Source organism: Streptomyces sp. adm13(2018) (assembly GCF_008042145.1).
In the GTDB taxonomy this organism is placed as follows: domain Bacteria; phylum Actinomycetota; class Actinomycetes; order Streptomycetales; family Streptomycetaceae; genus Streptomyces.
This window is the reverse complement of record NZ_RDBH01000078.1, coordinates 1-15,608: the sequence shown is the minus strand read 5'-3', so window position 1 is coordinate 15,608 and position 15,608 is coordinate 1. Positions and strand designations below refer to the sequence as shown.

Annotated in this window: 14 protein-coding genes and 2 pseudogenes; 7 read left to right on the top strand and 9 right to left on the bottom strand. The window is 75.3% G+C overall.

The window, feature by feature from the left end; translation table 11 throughout:
* Positions 1-132 precede the first annotated feature (132 nt).
* Both EAO70_RS06750 and EAO70_RS06745 read left to right on the top strand, forming a co-directional pair.
* A complete protein-coding gene (locus EAO70_RS06750; protein ID WP_148002094.1) occupies positions 133-1,482 on the top strand; it encodes an Ig-like domain-containing protein in 1,350 nt (449 codons plus the stop codon).
* A gap of 38 nt (positions 1,483-1,520) precedes the next feature.
* Positions 1,521-2,072, top strand: coding sequence for a tetratricopeptide repeat protein (locus EAO70_RS06745; protein WP_148002093.1), 552 nt, complete (start codon positions 1,521-1,523; stop codon positions 2,070-2,072).
* Between the two features lie 103 nt (positions 2,073-2,175).
* Here EAO70_RS06745 and EAO70_RS06740 read toward each other — a convergent pair whose 3' ends face one another.
* Together EAO70_RS06740 and EAO70_RS06735 are read right to left on the bottom strand one after the other, a co-directional pair.
* The gene (locus EAO70_RS06740) at positions 2,176-2,493 is read right to left on the bottom strand and encodes a cupin (RefSeq protein WP_148002092.1); all 318 of its coding nucleotides are present in this window, start codon (positions 2,491-2,493) and stop codon (positions 2,176-2,178) included.
* A complete protein-coding gene (locus tag EAO70_RS06735) occupies positions 2,490-3,776 on the bottom strand; it encodes an MFS transporter (protein WP_261992712.1) in 1,287 nt (428 codons plus the stop codon). Before EAO70_RS06735 ends, EAO70_RS06740 begins: the two co-directional genes overlap by 4 nt.
* A gap of 142 nt (positions 3,777-3,918) precedes the next feature.
* Here EAO70_RS06735 and EAO70_RS06730 point away from each other — a divergent pair, with 142 nt between their 5' ends.
* Entirely contained in the window at positions 3,919-4,809 is an 891-nt protein-coding gene (locus tag EAO70_RS06730) for a LysR family transcriptional regulator (protein WP_187283765.1), read from the top strand.
* Between the two features lie 41 nt (positions 4,810-4,850).
* Here EAO70_RS06730 and EAO70_RS06725 read toward each other — a convergent pair whose 3' ends face one another.
* The 6 genes from EAO70_RS06725 to EAO70_RS06695 form a co-directional block, all read right to left on the bottom strand.
* A complete protein-coding gene (locus EAO70_RS06725) occupies positions 4,851-6,065 on the bottom strand; it encodes a DUF2201 family putative metallopeptidase (protein ID WP_148002090.1) in 1,215 nt (404 codons plus the stop codon).
* A 66-nt stretch (positions 6,066-6,131) separates the two neighbouring features.
* Positions 6,132-7,388 (bottom strand): AAA family ATPase, encoded by a 1,257-nt coding sequence (locus tag EAO70_RS06720; RefSeq protein ID WP_148002089.1) that lies wholly within the window; start codon positions 7,386-7,388, stop codon positions 6,132-6,134.
* Between the two features lie 129 nt (positions 7,389-7,517).
* Positions 7,518-8,900 carry a hypothetical protein gene (locus EAO70_RS06715; RefSeq protein ID WP_148002088.1) on the bottom strand — a complete coding sequence of 461 codons (1,383 nt, stop codon included), beginning with the start codon at positions 8,898-8,900 and terminating at the stop codon, positions 7,518-7,520.
* 288 nt (positions 8,901-9,188) lie between these two features.
* Entirely contained in the window at positions 9,189-10,844 is a 1,656-nt protein-coding gene (locus tag EAO70_RS06705; RefSeq protein ID WP_148002087.1) for an acyl-CoA dehydrogenase family protein, read from the bottom strand.
* Entirely contained in the window at positions 10,828-11,445 is a 618-nt protein-coding gene (locus EAO70_RS06700; RefSeq protein WP_148002086.1) for a TetR/AcrR family transcriptional regulator, read from the bottom strand. The genes EAO70_RS06705 and EAO70_RS06700 overlap by 17 nt, the downstream gene beginning before the upstream one ends.
* Positions 11,446-11,607: 162 nt before the next feature.
* Positions 11,608-12,192 (bottom strand): TMEM165/GDT1 family protein, encoded by a 585-nt coding sequence (locus EAO70_RS06695; protein WP_148002085.1) that lies wholly within the window; start codon positions 12,190-12,192, stop codon positions 11,608-11,610.
* Positions 12,193-12,490: 298 nt separating this feature from the next.
* Between EAO70_RS06695 and EAO70_RS06690 the strand changes: the two genes are divergently transcribed.
* Both EAO70_RS06690 and EAO70_RS06685 read left to right on the top strand, forming a co-directional pair.
* The gene (locus EAO70_RS06690) at positions 12,491-13,144 is read left to right on the top strand and encodes a TetR/AcrR family transcriptional regulator (protein WP_148002084.1); all 654 of its coding nucleotides are present in this window, start codon (positions 12,491-12,493) and stop codon (positions 13,142-13,144) included.
* Positions 13,141-13,584 (top strand): annotated as a pseudogene (locus EAO70_RS06685) (MFS transporter); the annotation flags it as partial. The gene EAO70_RS06690 and the pseudogene EAO70_RS06685, both read left to right, overlap by 4 nt.
* A 2-nt stretch (positions 13,585-13,586) precedes the next feature.
* Here EAO70_RS06685 and EAO70_RS06680 read toward each other — a convergent pair.
* A pseudogene (locus tag EAO70_RS06680) lies at positions 13,587-13,829 on the bottom strand (Sir2 family NAD-dependent protein deacetylase); the annotation flags it as partial.
* 63 nt (positions 13,830-13,892) lie between these two features.
* Here EAO70_RS06680 and EAO70_RS06675 point away from each other — a divergent pair.
* Together EAO70_RS06675 and EAO70_RS06670 are read left to right on the top strand one after the other, a co-directional pair.
* Positions 13,893-14,096: a type II toxin-antitoxin system VapB family antitoxin gene (locus EAO70_RS06675; protein WP_148002083.1), complete on the top strand. Its 204-nt coding sequence runs from the start codon at positions 13,893-13,895 to the stop codon at positions 14,094-14,096.
* A 258-nt stretch (positions 14,097-14,354) separates the two neighbouring features.
* Entirely contained in the window at positions 14,355-15,506 is a 1,152-nt protein-coding gene (locus EAO70_RS06670) for a glycerate kinase (RefSeq protein WP_148002082.1), read from the top strand.
* The last annotated feature ends 102 nt before the right edge of the window (positions 15,507-15,608 follow it).

Genomic DNA, 15,608 nt, shown 5'->3' with positions numbered 1-15,608 from the left:
GTCTCGGCCGCCCCCGCGCCGCCACGCCCGGCCGGAAGATCATCGCTTCCTCCTCTCATCGGTTTTGATGCTGAGGTCGGTGCCGTTCGCCGACGTCCTGTCGTCGCCGGAAACGGGGAGGGTGTGCCGGACGTGTCGTCACCCAGGTACGTACGGGGGTGGGCAGCGCTCTCCCTGGCGCTCGGGGCCTTCCTCGTCGGCACGGCGGCCCAGCCCCCGGCCGGCCGGGACGCGGATGCCGCCGGCACCCCGGAGCGCACCGCCCTCGTCACGGTCGACGGCTGCGCCGCCGCCGACGGCCTCTGCTCCGCACCCCGCCACACCGTCGCCCTCCGCGGCGGCCGGGTCCTCACGGGGGAGCCCTTCACGCTCGGAGCCCCGGCCACCGGACCGGTGGAACTCGCCCTGCGCACCCCGGGCGTCCTCGCCGACGTCACCGTCACCGACCAGCGCGGCCGCCGCGTCGCGGGCACGGTGAACTCCGACGGCACCCGCTGGACCAGCATCGCCCCGCTCCCGGCGGGCGCCCGGTACGCCGCCCGCCTCGTCGTCGAACGGGCCGGCGCCGACGGCTCCGACCGTCGGCGTGCCCGCCTGGACTTCCGTACGGCGGCGGCCCCCGCGGGGGAGCGGCTCACGGTCGTCTTCGGCCCCGACGACGGCGGCACGTACGGGGTGGGCCAACCGGTCACCGCCGAACTCAGCCACCCCGTACCGGCGGACGAACCCGAGGCCCGCCGGGTCGTGGAACGCGCCCTCCTGGTGCGGAGCGAGCCCCGCGTCGACGGGACCTGGCACTGGGTCGACTCCGACACCCTGCACTACCGGCCGCCCGTGTACTGGCCCGCCGGCACCAGGGTCAGGGTGCGCAGCGGCCTCGAAGGGGCGAGGATCACCGCCGGCCTGTACGGCGGCCGGTCACGGCCCGTCACCTTCACGACCGGGAGCCGGATCGAGGCCGTCACCGACGTCGCCGCACTCCACATGACCGTCTATCGCGACGGCGAACCGATCCGCACCCTCCCGGTCACGACCGGCAAGGCCGGCTACCGGACCCGGGGCGGCACCAAGGTCGTCCTCGGCAAGGAGCCGCTCGTCCACATGCGCGGCGACTCGATCGGCATCAACCGCCGCGACCCCGACTACTTCGACCTCAAGGTCCGCTGGGCCACCAGGGTGACCTGGAGCGGCGAGTACCTGCACGCCGCGCCCTGGTCGCTCGACGCGCAGGGCAGCGAGAACGTCAGCCACGGCTGCACCGGCATGAGCACCGAGGACGCGGCCTGGCTGTTCGCCACCGTGCGGGAGGGCGACGTCGTCCGCGTGGTCAACGGCTACGGCGAACCCATGACCCCGTTCGACAACGGCTTCGGCGACTGGAACCTCGACTGGCCCGAGTGGCTCCGCGGCAGCGCCCTCGCCTCCGGCGCCGCCGGACCCCGCCCGGGCGGCGCCTCGGCAGCCCTCCGCCCGGCCCTGTGAAACGCCGGCCGCCCGGGGCGAGCTGCAAGGATGCCGGCATGGGACACGACGACCGCGCCGAGCACGAGAAGTACGAGAAGCACGAACAGCAGGACCGGGACGCCCGGCTGGCCGAGGCGGTCGCGATGCGCGGCCGGGGCGATCGGGAGGAGGCCCGCGAGAGGCTCGTCGCCCTCGCCGCCCGCCACCCGGACGACGCGGAGATCGCGTACCAGACCGCCTGGGCGCACGACGTCCTCGGCCTGGAGACGGAGGCGGTGCCCCACTACGAACGCGCCCTGGCGGCCGGCGGGACCGCCGGGCTCGGCGCGGACGACCGGCGCGGTGCGCTCCTCGGCCTCGGCAGCACCTACCGCTGCCTCGGTCGCTACGAGGACGCCGTCGCCCTGCTGAGCGGCGCGGTCGAGGAGTTCCCGGAGGACGGCTCCCTGCGGACCTTCCTCGCGATGGCCCTCTACAACACCGGCCGGCACCACGAGTCCACCAGCCTGCTGCTCCGCCTGCTCGCCGCCACCAGCCAGGACCCGTCCGTCCAGCAGTACCGCGGGGCCATCGACCACTACGCCGGGGACCTCGACGCGATCGGCTGAGGAGCGAGCGGGCTGAGGAGGGATCGGCTGAGGAACGGCCGGAACGGCCACACGCGCCCGCCGCCGTCACCGCACCCGGGGGATCACCGCCCGCCGCCCGCCGTCAGTCGTTCACCGCCGTGAGCAGCACCACCGAGTCGTCCAGGGCCGTGATCCCGTGCCGCTCCGTGAGCATCCGCAGGATGCCGGCCGACATCTCCTCGGCGCGGCCCGCCATCGTCAGGTTCACCCGGCCCCGGAGCACCTGGAGACTCGCGGCCGGCGGCGCGTTGTGCTCGTCGAGGGAGGTGCCCGCCGTCAGGGCGATGACGGACTGCCGGAGCACCCCGTCGTGCATGATCAGGTGAGCGCTGCGCCCGTGCGGTGCGGTGCGGGCCGCGGCCAGGTGCTCGTCGGCCAGGGCGGTGAGGTCCAGCTTCATGACTCTCCCTGCGGGATGCGCGGGCGGATAACCCCAGCCTCCCGTGTGGCGTCCGGGACGCAACTCGGGACCGGCCGCCGGGCCAAGCGCACCACGACGATCCCGCCGACCGCGACGAACGCCCCGGCGCCGAGCAGTGCGGCGGACCAGCCGTGCGACGCGTACAGCCACGACCCGGCGAGCGAACCGACCGCCCCGCCGGCGAAGGTGGCCAGCATGAAGACCGTGTTGACCCGGGCGGCCACGGCGCGGCCGATCGCGAAGATCCTCGCCTGGTGGGCCACCTGGCCCGAGCTGACCCCCATCACCAGCAGATTCGCCCCCACGACCAGACCCACCGGGGAGTGCGGCGCCAGCCCGGCGATGGCGAGCCCTAGCCCCGCGAGCCCCAGGCCCGCGGCGCTGACCCGAGACGGCCCGTAGCGGTCGGTCAGCGGCCCCGCCGAGGCCGAGAGCAGCGCAGAGGGCAGCGTCAGCACGCCGAAGAGCCCGGCCGCGCCGGGTCCGTACCCCAGCGGCGGGGCCGCCAGGTGGAAGGCGAGCACTGCCCAGAAGACGCTGAAGGCGGCGAAGAGGCAGGCTCCGAGCAGGGCCGAGACGCGCAGCGCGCGGTGTGCGGCCAGCAGCCCGGGCAGTCCGGCGAGCAGCCCCGCGTACGAGGTGCGGCCGGGCGGCCCCAGCCGCTCGGGCAGGTGTCGCGGCAGGACGCACAGCACGGCCGCCGTCGCCGCGGCGGCCACGAGGTACGCGGTCCGCCAGCTGCCGCTCGCGTCGGTGACGGCGCCCGAGACCGTACGGGAGAGGGTCGAGCCCAGGGTGAGGCCGAGCCCGACCAGTCCGACGACCCGGCCCTGCCGCCCGGGGTCCGCGAGCACGGCGGCGACGGGGGTGAGGATCTGGGGAAGGACCGTGGTCGTGGACAGGGCGAGCGTCGCCAGGGCCAGGGTCAGCACGCCGGGCGCCGCGGCAGCGACGAGCAGGGCGGCGGTGGTCAGGGCGAGCAGGACCGAGGTCAGGCGCCGGAGCCGCACGATGTCGGCCAGCGGGACGAGCAGCAGGATGCCGAGCGCGTACCCGATCTGGGCGGCCGACGCGATCAGCCCCGCCGTGCGCTCCGAGACGTCGAGGCCCCGGGCGACCGCCGCGAGGAGCGGCTGGGGGAAGTAGAGGTTGGCGACGGTGACGGCGCCGGCGACGGCGAGCAGGGGGACGTTCACCCGCACCGGCGACGCGGGCGCGGGAGGGGCGGTCGGTGCGGGGGCGGCGGCGGTGCGAGGGTCCACGAAGTCTCTTCCGTTCCGGGTGCGGAGCTCCTCCAGGCTCCCCGCCGTCGCACCGGGGGAACAAGCTGTCATCATGGAACCGGCGTTGAGCCACACTCAACGATCAGGAGGTCCGCGCCGGACCGGTCGTACGGGAGGAACCGTGCTCGAACGGTACGAACTGGAGACGTTCCTCGTACTCGCCGAGGAGCTCCACTTCGGACGCACCGGCGAGCGTCTCGGCGTCTCCACCGGCCGGGTCAGCCAGACCGTGAAGAAGCTGGAGCGCCGCTTCGGCACCCCGCTCTTCGCCCGCACCAGCCGCAGCGTCGCCCTGACCCCGGTCGGCCGGCGCCTGTACGAGGACGTCCTGCCCGCCTACCGGCAGCTCCGCACCGCCGTGGAACGCGCCACCGAGGCCGGACGGGGTGCGCACGGCAGCCTCCGGGCCGGCTTCGGGACCCCCTGGGACGCGGAACTCCTCACCAGCGCCGCCGAAGCCCTCCGCCGCGACCACCCCGGCTGCGAGATCAGCGTCCGCGAGGTCCCCCTCGACGGAGGAGTCGGCCCCCTGCTCGACGGCGACCTCGACATCCAGCTGGCCGCCTTCCCGGTGCGCGAGCCCGGACTGACCACCGGTCCCGTCGCGGCGCGCGACGACCGGGTCCTGCTGCTGCCCGCCTCCCACCCGCTGGCCGGACGGCCGTCGCTCTGCGTCGAGGACCTCGCCGGGCTGCCCCTGATCACCACCGAGGGCGCCCATCCGCGGCACTGGCGCGACCACCACTACCCCCGGCACACCCCGTCCGGGGCCGCCATCCCGAGGGGGCCGGTCGCGGCCACCTGGCAGGAGGTCCTCTCCCATGTGACGGCGGGCCGTGGCGTCACCCCCGGCGCGGCCCGCGGCGCCCGCTACCACCCGCGCCCCGGCATCGCCTACGTCCCGCTGCGGGACGCCCCGCCCCTCGAATACGGCCTGGTCTGGCCCACCGCAGCCGAATCGGCCCTGATCAGGACGTTCGTCGCGGCGGTCGGGACGGTACGGGACGACTGAGGGGTACCGGGGCGGACCGGGGACTGCCGACCCATGCCGGTCTAGCCGATGGTCACCACCCGCGCCCAGTCGGGCGGGGCGTCCGGCTCGTAGTCGGGATCGTGCTCGATCCACGACCCGTGGCCCGACGCGGAGCGGGAGAACAGTCCCACCACCGTCCGGCACGGCGGCGCTTGCTCCGGCCAGGGCGTCTGGCCGTCCGTCAGGACCACGATGACGTCGGGCCGGGGTGCCGTCCGCAGCGCCCGGGTGAAGCCGGTCCGGAGATCCGTACCGCCGCCGCCCATCAGGGGGATGCCCTCGGCACTGCACAGCGGATGCACCGTGCTGGCCGCCGCGTCGCAGGACATCACCGTCACCAGGTCGCGGCGCCCGCCCACGGCCCGGGCGATCGCGGCCACTTCGAGGAGCGCGCCGCCCAGCTCCGCGTCGCTCACCGAACCGGAGGTGTCCACGATCACCGTGACCCGCGGGGGCTGCCGCCGAAGGCTCGGCAGCACGACGCCCGGCACGCCCGCCGAGCGCCGCGACGGCCGCCCGTACGAGTAGTCGTCGCCCGCCCCGGAGGCGGCCGCCGCCGAGCGGACCGCCGCCCCCAGCAGGTCCCGCCAGGGCTGCGGCGCGTGGAAGACCTCCTCCGCCCACCGCTTCCACGCCTTCGGCGTGTCCCCGGGCCGGCCCTTGACGGCCTGCGCCACCCGGAACCGGACGGCGTCCCGCTGCTGTTCGCTGAGCCCGTCCGCGCCGTCGGGCCCCAGTTCCCACTCACGGTCCAGGCCGTCGGCACCGCTGCCGCAGTCCAGCCACGCGAAGCGCCACGTGCCCGAGCCGAGTCCGATCCGGCCCACGTAGTCCTCCATCAGCTCGCCGGAGGGGAGCCCGAGCGAGTCCGGTGTGACCACGTCCTCGGGCATGGGGAGCCCGTCCCCGAACACGTCGTCGTTGATCTCGCAGTCCGCCGCGATGTTCATCAGCAACCGGGCGCGCGGGCCGTTCAGGTCGCGCTCCCGGGCGATCCGGTCACCGCGCCCGTGGTGGTCGCGCAGGAGGTGGGACACCTCGTGGACCCAGATCCCGGCGAGCTCCTCCACGGGCGTCCGCCGCACGAAGAGCGGCGACACGTAGCAGCGCCAGTACCGGTCGACGGCCATGGTCGGCACGTGCCGGGACTCCACGACGTGCAGGGCGAACAGTGCGGTCGCCAGATACGGCCGGGCCCGTACGGCGAACAGCCGTGCGGCGAAGAGCTTGTCCAGGTCGAGGCCGGGGGGCGGCTCCCGTGTCCCGCCGGCGCGCGGCCGCGTCGGCGCCCGTGACCGTGCTCATCGCGCGCCTGCGGCGGACGCCCGGCCGCTCACTCGCCGTGCGCCGCTCCCGACCAGGGCAGCCGCCTCGTCCGCGCGCCGGGACAGGGAGACCGCGCCCGACAGTCGTTCGATGGAGGGCGGGACGTCCCAGTCCGGACGGCGGAGCGAGGCGAGCGTGGTCGCCGGGACGACGACCAGGTCGGGCGCGCCGGTCTCCGCGGCCCGGGCGAGCAGCGCCCACGCGGCCTCCCAGCGGGCCTTCTCCGGGCGCGCGCAGACCGCGGACACCACGCCGTCGAGCGCGGCCTGGCGCAGATCGCCCCGCTGCGGCAGCTCGGCGCCGGCCGGGTCGGCCAGCAGCACTTCGGGGTCCGGGAGTTCCATGCGGTCCAGATGGGCGAGGAGTTCGAGCCCCGGACCGTCCCCGACCGTGCCCCTGACCAGCCGCGAGAGCACCTCGCGGGAGGAGCGGGCGGCGGTGCCGAAGGCGAGGAGGCGCAGGCTCATCTCCCAACTCCGGGGGGAGGGCCAGGCGCCGCCCCGTCGGGCCTCCCCGCTGGGCAGCCGGTGCACCAGCGTGGGGCGGGTGGCGAGCAGCCCGGTGACGGCGCGCCGGGCGAAGTCCACCGCCTCGGGGAGGAGTTCCATGTCGAGCCGGGGGAGCGTCGCCCGTGGCCAGGTGCCGCCGAGGCCGCGCACGACGACGTCGTGGTCGTGGGCCCACTGGAGGTGCACGAAGCGGTTGGCCAGCGGAGGGCTCAGCTCCCAGCCGTCCGCGGCCGAGCCCCGCGGGTTGGCCGCCGCCACGATCCGCACCGCGGACGGCAGCCGGAGCGCGCCGACCCGCCGCTCCAGGACGAGCCGGAGCAGGGCCGCCTGCACGGCCGGCGGAGCCGTCGACAGCTCGTCGAGGAACAGCAGACCGCGGCCCTCCTTCACGAGCCGCACCGCCCAGTCCGGCGGGGCCATCGGAACGCCCTGCTCGGCCGGGTCGTCACCGATGACGGGCAGCCCGGAGAAGTCGGACGGTTCGTGCACGCTGGCGATCACCGTCGTCAGCGGAAGGTCGAGGGACTCGGCGAGCCGGGTCAGCGAGGCCGTCTTGCCGATGCCCGGCTCTCCCCAGAGGAGTACGGGCAGGTCGGCGGCGACCGCGAGGGTCAGGGCCTCCAGCTGGTCGTCCGGGCGCGGTTCGGTGGTGGAGTCGCGCAGCAGGGCGAGCAGCGCGTCGGCGACGTCGAGCTGGGCGGGGGCAGGGGTGCTCAAGGGCATGGGTGATCACCTGTGGGTTGTCGTCGGTGGGGCGTTCCGGCGCTGCCGTCGTGGTCGGCGGCACCGGCGCACACCGGTGGTGGGAAGAGGGCACGCGCGGTACCGGCGCGGCGGCGGGTACCGCGCCGGTCAGCGGATGCGGGTGCTGCGCGTGCGACGGAGGCGGTGGCTTCGGGGGCTGCGGGGGCGATCGACGCCGGGACGGTCGGTGCGGCCCTGTGCCGGGCCGTACAGGTCGGCCCGGTAGAGCCCGTACGCGATCCGCCCCCGGGCGGCGGACTCCAGGGCGTCCCGGAGCGCGCCGTTGCGCAGTGCCGCGTCGGGGCCGATCAGGCCGTCGACGATGGCCAGCGCGCCCGCGATGTCTCCGTGGTCCAGGCGTTCCCGGACGCCGGTGAGGGCGTCAGGCCGTCGGTGGGCCTGGTCGATGGCCTGGAGGCAGGGGAGCGGCGGGCCGCCGAGGGCGACCAGCAGCTCCTCCCGCCGGATCTCGGCGGGACCGTGGTCGAGCGGAACCAGCACCCCGTCGGAGAGGCCGATGCGGTGCGGGACGCCCCGGCAGTCCACCAGGCGGGGCTGCCCGGGCGAGTTCGCCGCCGTGGCCGTCCCCGCGGGCGGGTGGCCCGGGACGAGCGCCGCGGCGACCAGGGGATGCAGTTCCCCCGCCTCGATGAGCCCGGCGCGCAGCAACGCGAGGTCGGGCAGCACCCAGGTCGCGGCGTCGGGCAGCGTGGGCATGGCCTTCGCCCCGACCGGAGCGGGGAGGACCGAGGCGGGTCCGCCGTCCGGCGGCAGGTCGAGCACCAGCTGCCGGCGGGCCCCGAGCCGTATCCTGACCCGCCCGGAGCTCAGGCCCTCCGACCCGAGCAGGATCCCGGCCTCCGCCGCCCAGCGGTCGACGGCCCGGTCGGCCGTCTCCTCGCCCGGCGGCGGATCCGGTCGCATGGTGTCGGCTCCGGAACGGAACCGCAGCTCGTCGCTGCGTGTCACGTCCCAGAGGTGGCGGTGCAGATCCAGGCGGTACCGCCGGCTCGGGTACGGATGCGGATGCCGGCGCTCGCCGCCGGCGGAACGCGCACCGTCCCACAGGGCGAGGCTCATCCGCTGCCCGGCGTCCGCCCAGGCGGGCGCGGTCCGCACCACGAGGGAGAGCGGTGGGGGAGCGGTGCCCGAGTCGTCCTCGCCGAGGGCCCCGTAGCGCGCCAGCGGCACGGTGAGGCCCGGGCGGAGGACTCCGTCGGGAGCGATCCGTGGCATGTGCCAGCGCAGCAGGTCGGGAGCGAGCCGCCGGAGGTCGGCCTTGACGAGGGCGGTGCGTTCCCGCCCGTACGTGCGGGCGGCGGAGCGCAGGTCGAGATCGACGTCGACGCGCGCCGCGGCGCAGGCGCCCGCCCAGTCGCCGACGGAACGGCGGCGGGCGGCGGTCTCGATCATGGAGGGCGGCACGGCGAACTCGCGCACGCGCAGCCAGAGGGAAAGGCGGTCGTCACCGTTCACGCGGGAAGTGAGCATCAGCACTCACCTTGCGCGGACGGGACCCCCGATCTGATAGCAGAGTAGGTCGTCATCACGATGATCATATCGAGCACCGCGCGCCGGGGCCAGGTGTTTTCCCTCGGGTACGCGGGAGCGGGCCGGCCACATCACCCGCCTGCCCAGGGGCGGTCGACGAAGCCTTCGCCGACCGCCGTACGCGCCCCCGCCGACCGCCGACCGCCGTACGTGCCCCCCGACCGCCGACCGCCGACCGCCGACCGCCGACCGCCGTACGTGCCACCGCCTCCCGCCGTCCGTAACCCGCTAGCCCGCGCTCACCGCGTCCGGGCCGCTGCGGGCGATGATCGCCGCCGTGTCCACGCCCGTGGGCAGCGTGCCGAACGCGAGGCCGCGGTCGCCGTCGAGCCGTGACGCGCAGAACGCGTCCGCCACCGCGGGGTTCCCGTGCCGTACGAGGAGCGAGCCCTGCAGGACCAGGGCCAGCCGCTCGACGAGGCGGCGCGCCCCGTAGGCGGCCGCGTCCGCGCCGCCGAGCCCCGCGACGTCCTTGCGGAGGCCGGCGACGGCCGCGTCCAGCCGCCGGTCCGCGCCCGCGGCCCGGTCGACCTCCGTGAAGAAGGCCTCCACCGCCTGGGGCTGACGGGCCATCGCCCGCAGCACGTCGAGCGCGGCGACGTTGCCCGAGCCCTCCCAGATCGACGGCAGCGGCGACTCCCGGTAGAGCCTCGGCAGACCGGAGTCCTCCACGTAGCCGTTGCCGCCGAGGCATTCGAGGGCCTCCGCCGCGTGGGCCGGCGCCCGCTTGCACACCCAGTACTTGGTGACCGCGAGTCCGAGCCGCCGCAGCTGCTCCTCCTCCGCGTCGCCGCGCGTGGCCCGGTCGACCGCGCCGGCCAGCCGCAGCGCCGCGAGGGTGGCGGCCTCCGCCTCCACCGCGAGGTCGGCCAGGACGTTGCGCATCAGGGGCTGGTCGACGAGCCGTGCGCCGAAGGCCTCGCGGTGCGTGGCGTGGTGCACGGCCTGGACCAGTCCCAGCCGCATCCCGGCCGCCGAGCTGATGGCGCAGTCGAGGCGCGTCATGTTGACCATCCGGATGATGGTGGCCACACCGCGCCCCTCCTCGCCGACGAGCCGGCCGAGGGCGCCCTCGTACTCGATCTCGGAGGAGGCGTTGGAGCGGTTGCCCAGCTTGTCCTTGAGGCGCTGGAGCCGGATCGCGTTGCGGCCGCCGTCCGGCAGGACGCGCGGCACGAGGAAGCAGGACAGTCCGCCCGGCGCCTGGGCCAGGGTCAGGAACACGTCGGACATCGGCGCCGAGGTGAACCACTTGTGGCCGGTCAGCGCGTACAGACCGGCCTCGTCCGTTGGTACCGCACGGGTCGTGTTCGCCCGGACGTCCGAACCGCCCTGCTTCTCGGTCATGGACATCCCGGCGATGATCCCGCGCTTCTCCGTCGGCACCCGGAGCCCGAAGTCGTACGAGGAGGAGGTCAGGAGCGGCTCGTACACCTCGGCGAGGTCGGGCTGGGCGCGCAGCGCGGGCACCGCCGCGTACGTCATGGAGATCGGGCACAGGTGCCCGGCGTCGGCCTGCCCCCACACGAACACCTTCGCCGCGCGGGCGACGTGCGCGCCGGGACGCTCGTCGCGCCAGGGGGCGCCGTGCAGCCCGTGGCGGACGGCCACGTCCATCAGGTCGTGCCAGTGCGGGTGGAACTCGACCTCGTCGATCCGGTGCCCGTACCGGTCGTGGGTGTGCAGGACGGGGGAGTGGCGCTCGGCGAGCCGCCCCCACTCCTGGGCCTGCTCGCCGCCCGCCCGCGCGCCGAGCTCGCGGACCTCCGCCTCGGCCCAGCCCGCGCCCTCCCGGCGCAGTGCCTCCAGGAGCGCGGGGTCGGCGGAGACGTCGTAGCCGGTCGGGGGCGGTACCTGGTTGGTGACCTCATGCGTGGTCGGCATCGGGAACTCCCAGAGCTCGCAGGGTGAAGGTGACGAGGGCGGGTACGGTGCCGGGCCCGACGGACCCTTCCGCCAGCGGGCCGACGAGCGCCTCGGCGCCGGCCCCGACCAGTGCCGAGGCCGTCAGGACCGGGTCCTGGGGCGGCAGTTCGCCCGAGCGCACGCCCTCCTCGACGCGCGCGGCGAACACATCGCGGAACGCGCGCCGGAAGACCAGGCGTTCGGCGTCCACGGCCGGGTCGACGGGCTCGGCGAGCAGTGCGTAGGCGAGGCGTGGCGACTTGAGGGCGCGCAGCGCGAAGGTCTCTATGACGGCGACCACCCGCTCGGCGGCCGAGTCGTGTGCGGGGTGGGCCGCCGCCTCGGAGACGGCGGCGACCTCCCGGCTCACCACGGTCCGGAAGAGCTCCACGGAGAGGTCGGCCTTGCTGGGGAAGTGGCGGTACACGCTGCCCGTGGCGATCCCGGCGCGGGCGGCGACGGCCGCCACGGTGCATCCCGCGTAGCCCTGCTCGGAGAGCAGGGCCCGGGCCGCGTCGACGACGGAGGCGCGCTGGGCGTCGAGACGGGCCTGGACGGCGGGGGTGCGTCGGTAGGGCATGGAAGGAGTGAAGCAGTGATTCAGTGCTTCATCAAGGGTTCTGCCGCGCCGGTGCGGGGGTGTCGGGGGGCGTCTTCGAAGTCCGGGCCCCCCGCACGCGACGACGCGGGCCCCCACCCGATGGGTGGGGGCCCGCGTCGCCGTCGTGGTGCGTGATCGGCGTCAGCCCGTGAAGACCTCCGTCAGGGACCAGATCGCGAGTCCGGCCATGCAGACGCCGCCGATGCGCTGCACGGTCTTCAGCGGAACGCGCTTCGCGATGAAGCGGCCCGCGACCAGGGCGAGCGCGGAGACGCTCATCAGGGCTGCGAGGGAGCCGATCGCGGTCGACCAGGTGCCGTTCGTGGCGGCCAGGTTGGCCGTCGTGATCTGGGTCAGGTCGCCCCACTCGCTGATGAACACGGCCATGAAGGCCGTCGAGAAGACGGGCAGGAAGCCGGTGACGGTCTTGCCGCCCTCGTCGGCCTCCTCGTCGTCGCCCCCGCCGCGCAGCAGCATGAACGCGCCGAATCCGAAGAGCAGGGCGGAGACGAGCTTCACGGACCAGCCGGGGAGCAGCCCGAGCAGGCTGCCGGCTCCGACCGCGATGGCGACGTGCGCGAGGAAGGCGGTGGAGGTGCCGATCCAGACGTAGAGGGGACGCATCCGGGTGCCCATGGCGAGGGACGCGAACATCGTCTTGTCGGGAAGCTCGGCGAGGAAGATCAGCCCGAAGGCGGTGAGGATCGCCAAGGGGTCGAGGTGCATACCGGGGCTCTCTGCTCGGTCCGGGCCCGTGGACCCGGCACGGCGCCTCGGTGGGCGACGGGAGGACCACTCGGCCCGGCATGACGGACCACGCCCACGGAAGCGCGGACGCGGTTGATGCCTGGCCGAAGGTCTCGCCCGCCCGCGTCGCACGCGGACCCGGTCACCGGGAACCCGAGGGTTCCAGTATGTCGACGACCGATTCGCAGGGCTACTCCCCTTCGCTGCGCCCCAGTGTAGCGGACCGGGGCGCGTGAGTGAGTAGACAGCGTCTACTCGATCTTGGTAGACAGTGTCTATGCATCAGGGACACGAGGGAACCGACGACCACCGGGAGCCCGCCACGACCGGCGGCGGCCCCGTCCCCGCCGAGCCCGGTGAGGGAGGGCTGCGCGAGCGGCTGGTCCGCACCGGGGTCGAGCTGGTGAACGCCGAGGGCGCCCAGGCCCTGTCGCTGCGCGAGATCGCCCGCCGGGCGGGCGTCTCCCACGGCGCTCCCCGCCGGTACTTCCCCACCCATCTCGAACTGCTGTCGGCCATCGCCCGCCAGGGCTTCACCGAACTGGCCGCCCGCGTCGCGGCCCACGACCGGGAGGAAGCCGAGCCACGCGAACGGATCGCGCTCCTCGCCCGCGTCTACCTCGACTACGCCGACACCCGCCGCGGCATGTACGAGCTGATGTTCCGGCACGACCTGCTGGAGAGCGGCCGCCTCGGACTGCGGGAGACGAGCCTGCCGCTCTTCGCCCGCCTCACCGCGCTCATCGCCCGCGTCCGCCCCGACGCGGCCGACCCCACCGTCCTCGCCGGCGCCCTCTGGGCCAACCTGCACGGCATCGCCCAGCTCTGGCACTGGGGCAGCCTCCGGCTCGCCACCGGCGGCGACGACCCCGCCCCGCTCCTCGCCGCCGCCCTCGACGCCCACCTCGGCCCCGCCGGTGAGCCCCGGTGACCCGGCACCGCGGCCCGGTCCTGGCCTGCAGCGTCATAGGCGCGGCCGTCGTCGCCCTCGACGGCACCGTCCTCACCATCGCCCAACCCGCCCTCCAGCGCGATCTGCACGCCCACGTCGGCCAGGTGCAGTGGACCAGCACGGGATACCTCGTCGCCGTCGCCAGCCTCCTCGTCTTCGCCGGACGGCTCGGCGACCGCTACGGCCACCGCCGGGTCTTCGCCCTCGGCGCCCTCGGCTTCGCGGCCGCCTCCACCGGCATCGCCCTCGCCCCCGGCATCGGCACCGTGATCGTGCTGCGGGTCCTCCAGGGGATCTGCGGGGCGCTCCTCCAGCCCGCCACGCTCGGCATGCTCCGGACCGCCTGTCCACCGGACCGGCCCGGCACCGCCATCGCCGTCCGCACCGCCGCCATCGGCCTCGCCGCGGCCGCCGGGCCGCCGCCGGCCCGCTCGTACGCGGCGACGGCGCGGTGCGCGGCGTTCGGCTCGGCGTTCAGGGCCGGACCGTCGAGCCGCATGCGCCACGAGCGGCGGCGGATCTCCGGATCGGCCATGTACGGCCCGTAGGTCACGAGCCGCTCGGCCTCCGGGTCCTGCCGCCAAAGCCCCTTCGGCCCCCGGTAGTCGGGGATGCCCGAGTCCGTCGAGACACCTGCTCCGCTGAGAATCGCGACCATCGTCATGCGGCGACCCTAGGCAGCCGGATCCCGCCCCGCGAACGGGTTTCCGGGTGCTAGGTTGCCGCCATGGCCCAGGTGAACATCGCGCTCGACGCCGAACTCGTCGTGGAAGTCATGGTGCTGGCCGGAGTCGGCAACCCCCAGGACGCCGTCGAGGCCGTCGTACGCGACTACATCGCCCGCGGGCACCGGACCGAGGCCCGGGTCGCCGGCCGCGACGAGCCCCACCGCACCGGCGAGATCGRCCCGCCGGAGCCACAGCAGGGCTGAGCCCCGGCGCCCTCCCGCGGCTCCCTCGGGAGCGCCCGCCAGCGCACCCGCCACCCCGATCCGGACCCGCCCCGGACTCCGATCCCGCTGACACCGCCGTCGGGCGGGCGCCGCTCCCGGGTGCCCGCTCGCCCGGCTCCGTACCCCGTTAACCCCCTATCCTGCGACATATCGGTCGATCCGGGGGTGGCACGCCGTCCGGCGGTACGGATAGGGTCGGCTCGGCGCGACTGCACGTTCGAAAGCAAGGGATGCAAGGTGACGGACGGAGCAGCAACTCAGGTCGCTCACGTGCTCGTGGCGGCCGACAAGTTCAAGGGCTCGCTCACGGCCGTGCAGGTCGCGGAGCGGGTCACAGCAGGACTGCGACGGGTCGTCCCGGAGCTCACGGTGGAGACCCTGCCCGTCGCGGACGGCGGCGACGGCACCGTCGCGGCGGCCGTCGCGGCCGGGTTCGAACGCCGGGAGGTCCGGGTGACGGGTCCGCTCGGCGAACCGGTCACCGCCGCGTTCGCGCTGCGCGAGACCACCGCGGTCGTCGAGATGGCCGAGGCCTCCGGTCTCCAGCTCCTCCCGGAGGGCGTGTTCGCGCCGCTGACCGCGACGACGTACGGCTCCGGGGAACTGCTCCGCGCGGCGCTCGACGCCGGCGCGACCACCCTCGTCTTCGGCGTCGGCGGCAGCGCCACCACCGACGGGGGCGCCGGCATGCTCGCCGCCCTCGGCGCCCGCTTCCTCGACGCGTCCGGCGCGCCCGTGGGCCCCGGTGGCGCGGCCCTCGCGGACCTCGCCACCGCCGACCTCGCCGGGCTCGACCCGCGCTTCGCCTCGGTCGACCTCATCCTCGCGAGCGACGTCGACAACCCGCTCACCGGGCCCAAGGGCGCGCCCGCGGTCTACGGGCCGCAGAAGGGCGCCTCGCCCGAGGACGTACGGACCCTGGACGCGGCCCTCGCCCACTTCGCCACCGTCCTGGAGAAGGCCATCGGCCCGAAGGCGGCGGAGGCGGCGGTCGCTCCCGGCGCGGGCGGGGCCGGCGGCATCGGCTACGGGGCGCTCATCCTCGGCGCGAGCTTCCGGCCCGGAATCGAGCTGATGCTGGAGGTCCTCGGCTTCGCGCCGGCGCTGGAGCGCGCCACCCTGGTCATCACCGGCGAGGGCTCCCTCGACGAGCAGACCCTCCACGGCAAGGCCCCGGCGGGCGTCGCGGCGGCGGCGCGGGCGGCGGGCAAGGAGGTCGTCGCGGTCTGCGGCCGCCTGGCGCTGTCGCCGGAGGCGCTCGGGAAGGCGGGGATCCGGCGGGCGTACGCGCTGACGTCCCTGGAGCCGGACCCGGCGAAGTCGATGCCGAACGCGGGCCCGCTCCTGGAGGAAGTCGCGGCAGCTCTGGCCCGAGACTTCCTGAAGTAGCCGGGGCGGGGCCGTCGCCGCGAGCGGCACAGGGCGGGCCCCTGGCAGCGGCCCGTCACCCACACGCCCGCTAGGCATGCGCGCCGCCGCCCCGCATCACCC

Bases quoted from the DNA above. Each gene is read 5' to 3' on its own strand.
- EAO70_RS06720 (WP_148002089.1), bottom strand. From the start codon at position 7,388: ATGCCCTTGAGCACCCCTGCCCCCGCCCAGCTCGACGTCGCCGACGCG.
- EAO70_RS06740 (WP_148002092.1), bottom strand. From the start codon at position 2,493: ATGAAGCTGGACCTCACCGCCCTGGCCGACGAGCACCTGGCCGCGGCC.
- EAO70_RS06695 (WP_148002085.1), bottom strand. From the start codon at position 12,192: ATGCACCTCGACCCCTTGGCGATCCTCACCGCCTTCGGGCTGATCTTC.
- EAO70_RS06705 (WP_148002087.1), bottom strand. From the start codon at position 10,844: ATGCCGACCACGCATGAGGTCACCAACCAGGTACCGCCCCCGACCGGC.
- EAO70_RS06700 (WP_148002086.1), bottom strand. From the start codon at position 11,445: ATGCCCTACCGACGCACCCCCGCCGTCCAGGCCCGTCTCGACGCCCAG.
- EAO70_RS06715 (WP_148002088.1), bottom strand. From the start codon at position 8,900: ATGCTCACTTCCCGCGTGAACGGTGACGACCGCCTTTCCCTCTGGCTG.
- EAO70_RS06745 (WP_148002093.1), top strand. From the start codon at position 1,521: ATGGGACACGACGACCGCGCCGAGCACGAGAAGTACGAGAAGCACGAA.
- EAO70_RS06690 (WP_148002084.1), top strand. From the start codon at position 12,491: ATGCATCAGGGACACGAGGGAACCGACGACCACCGGGAGCCCGCCACG.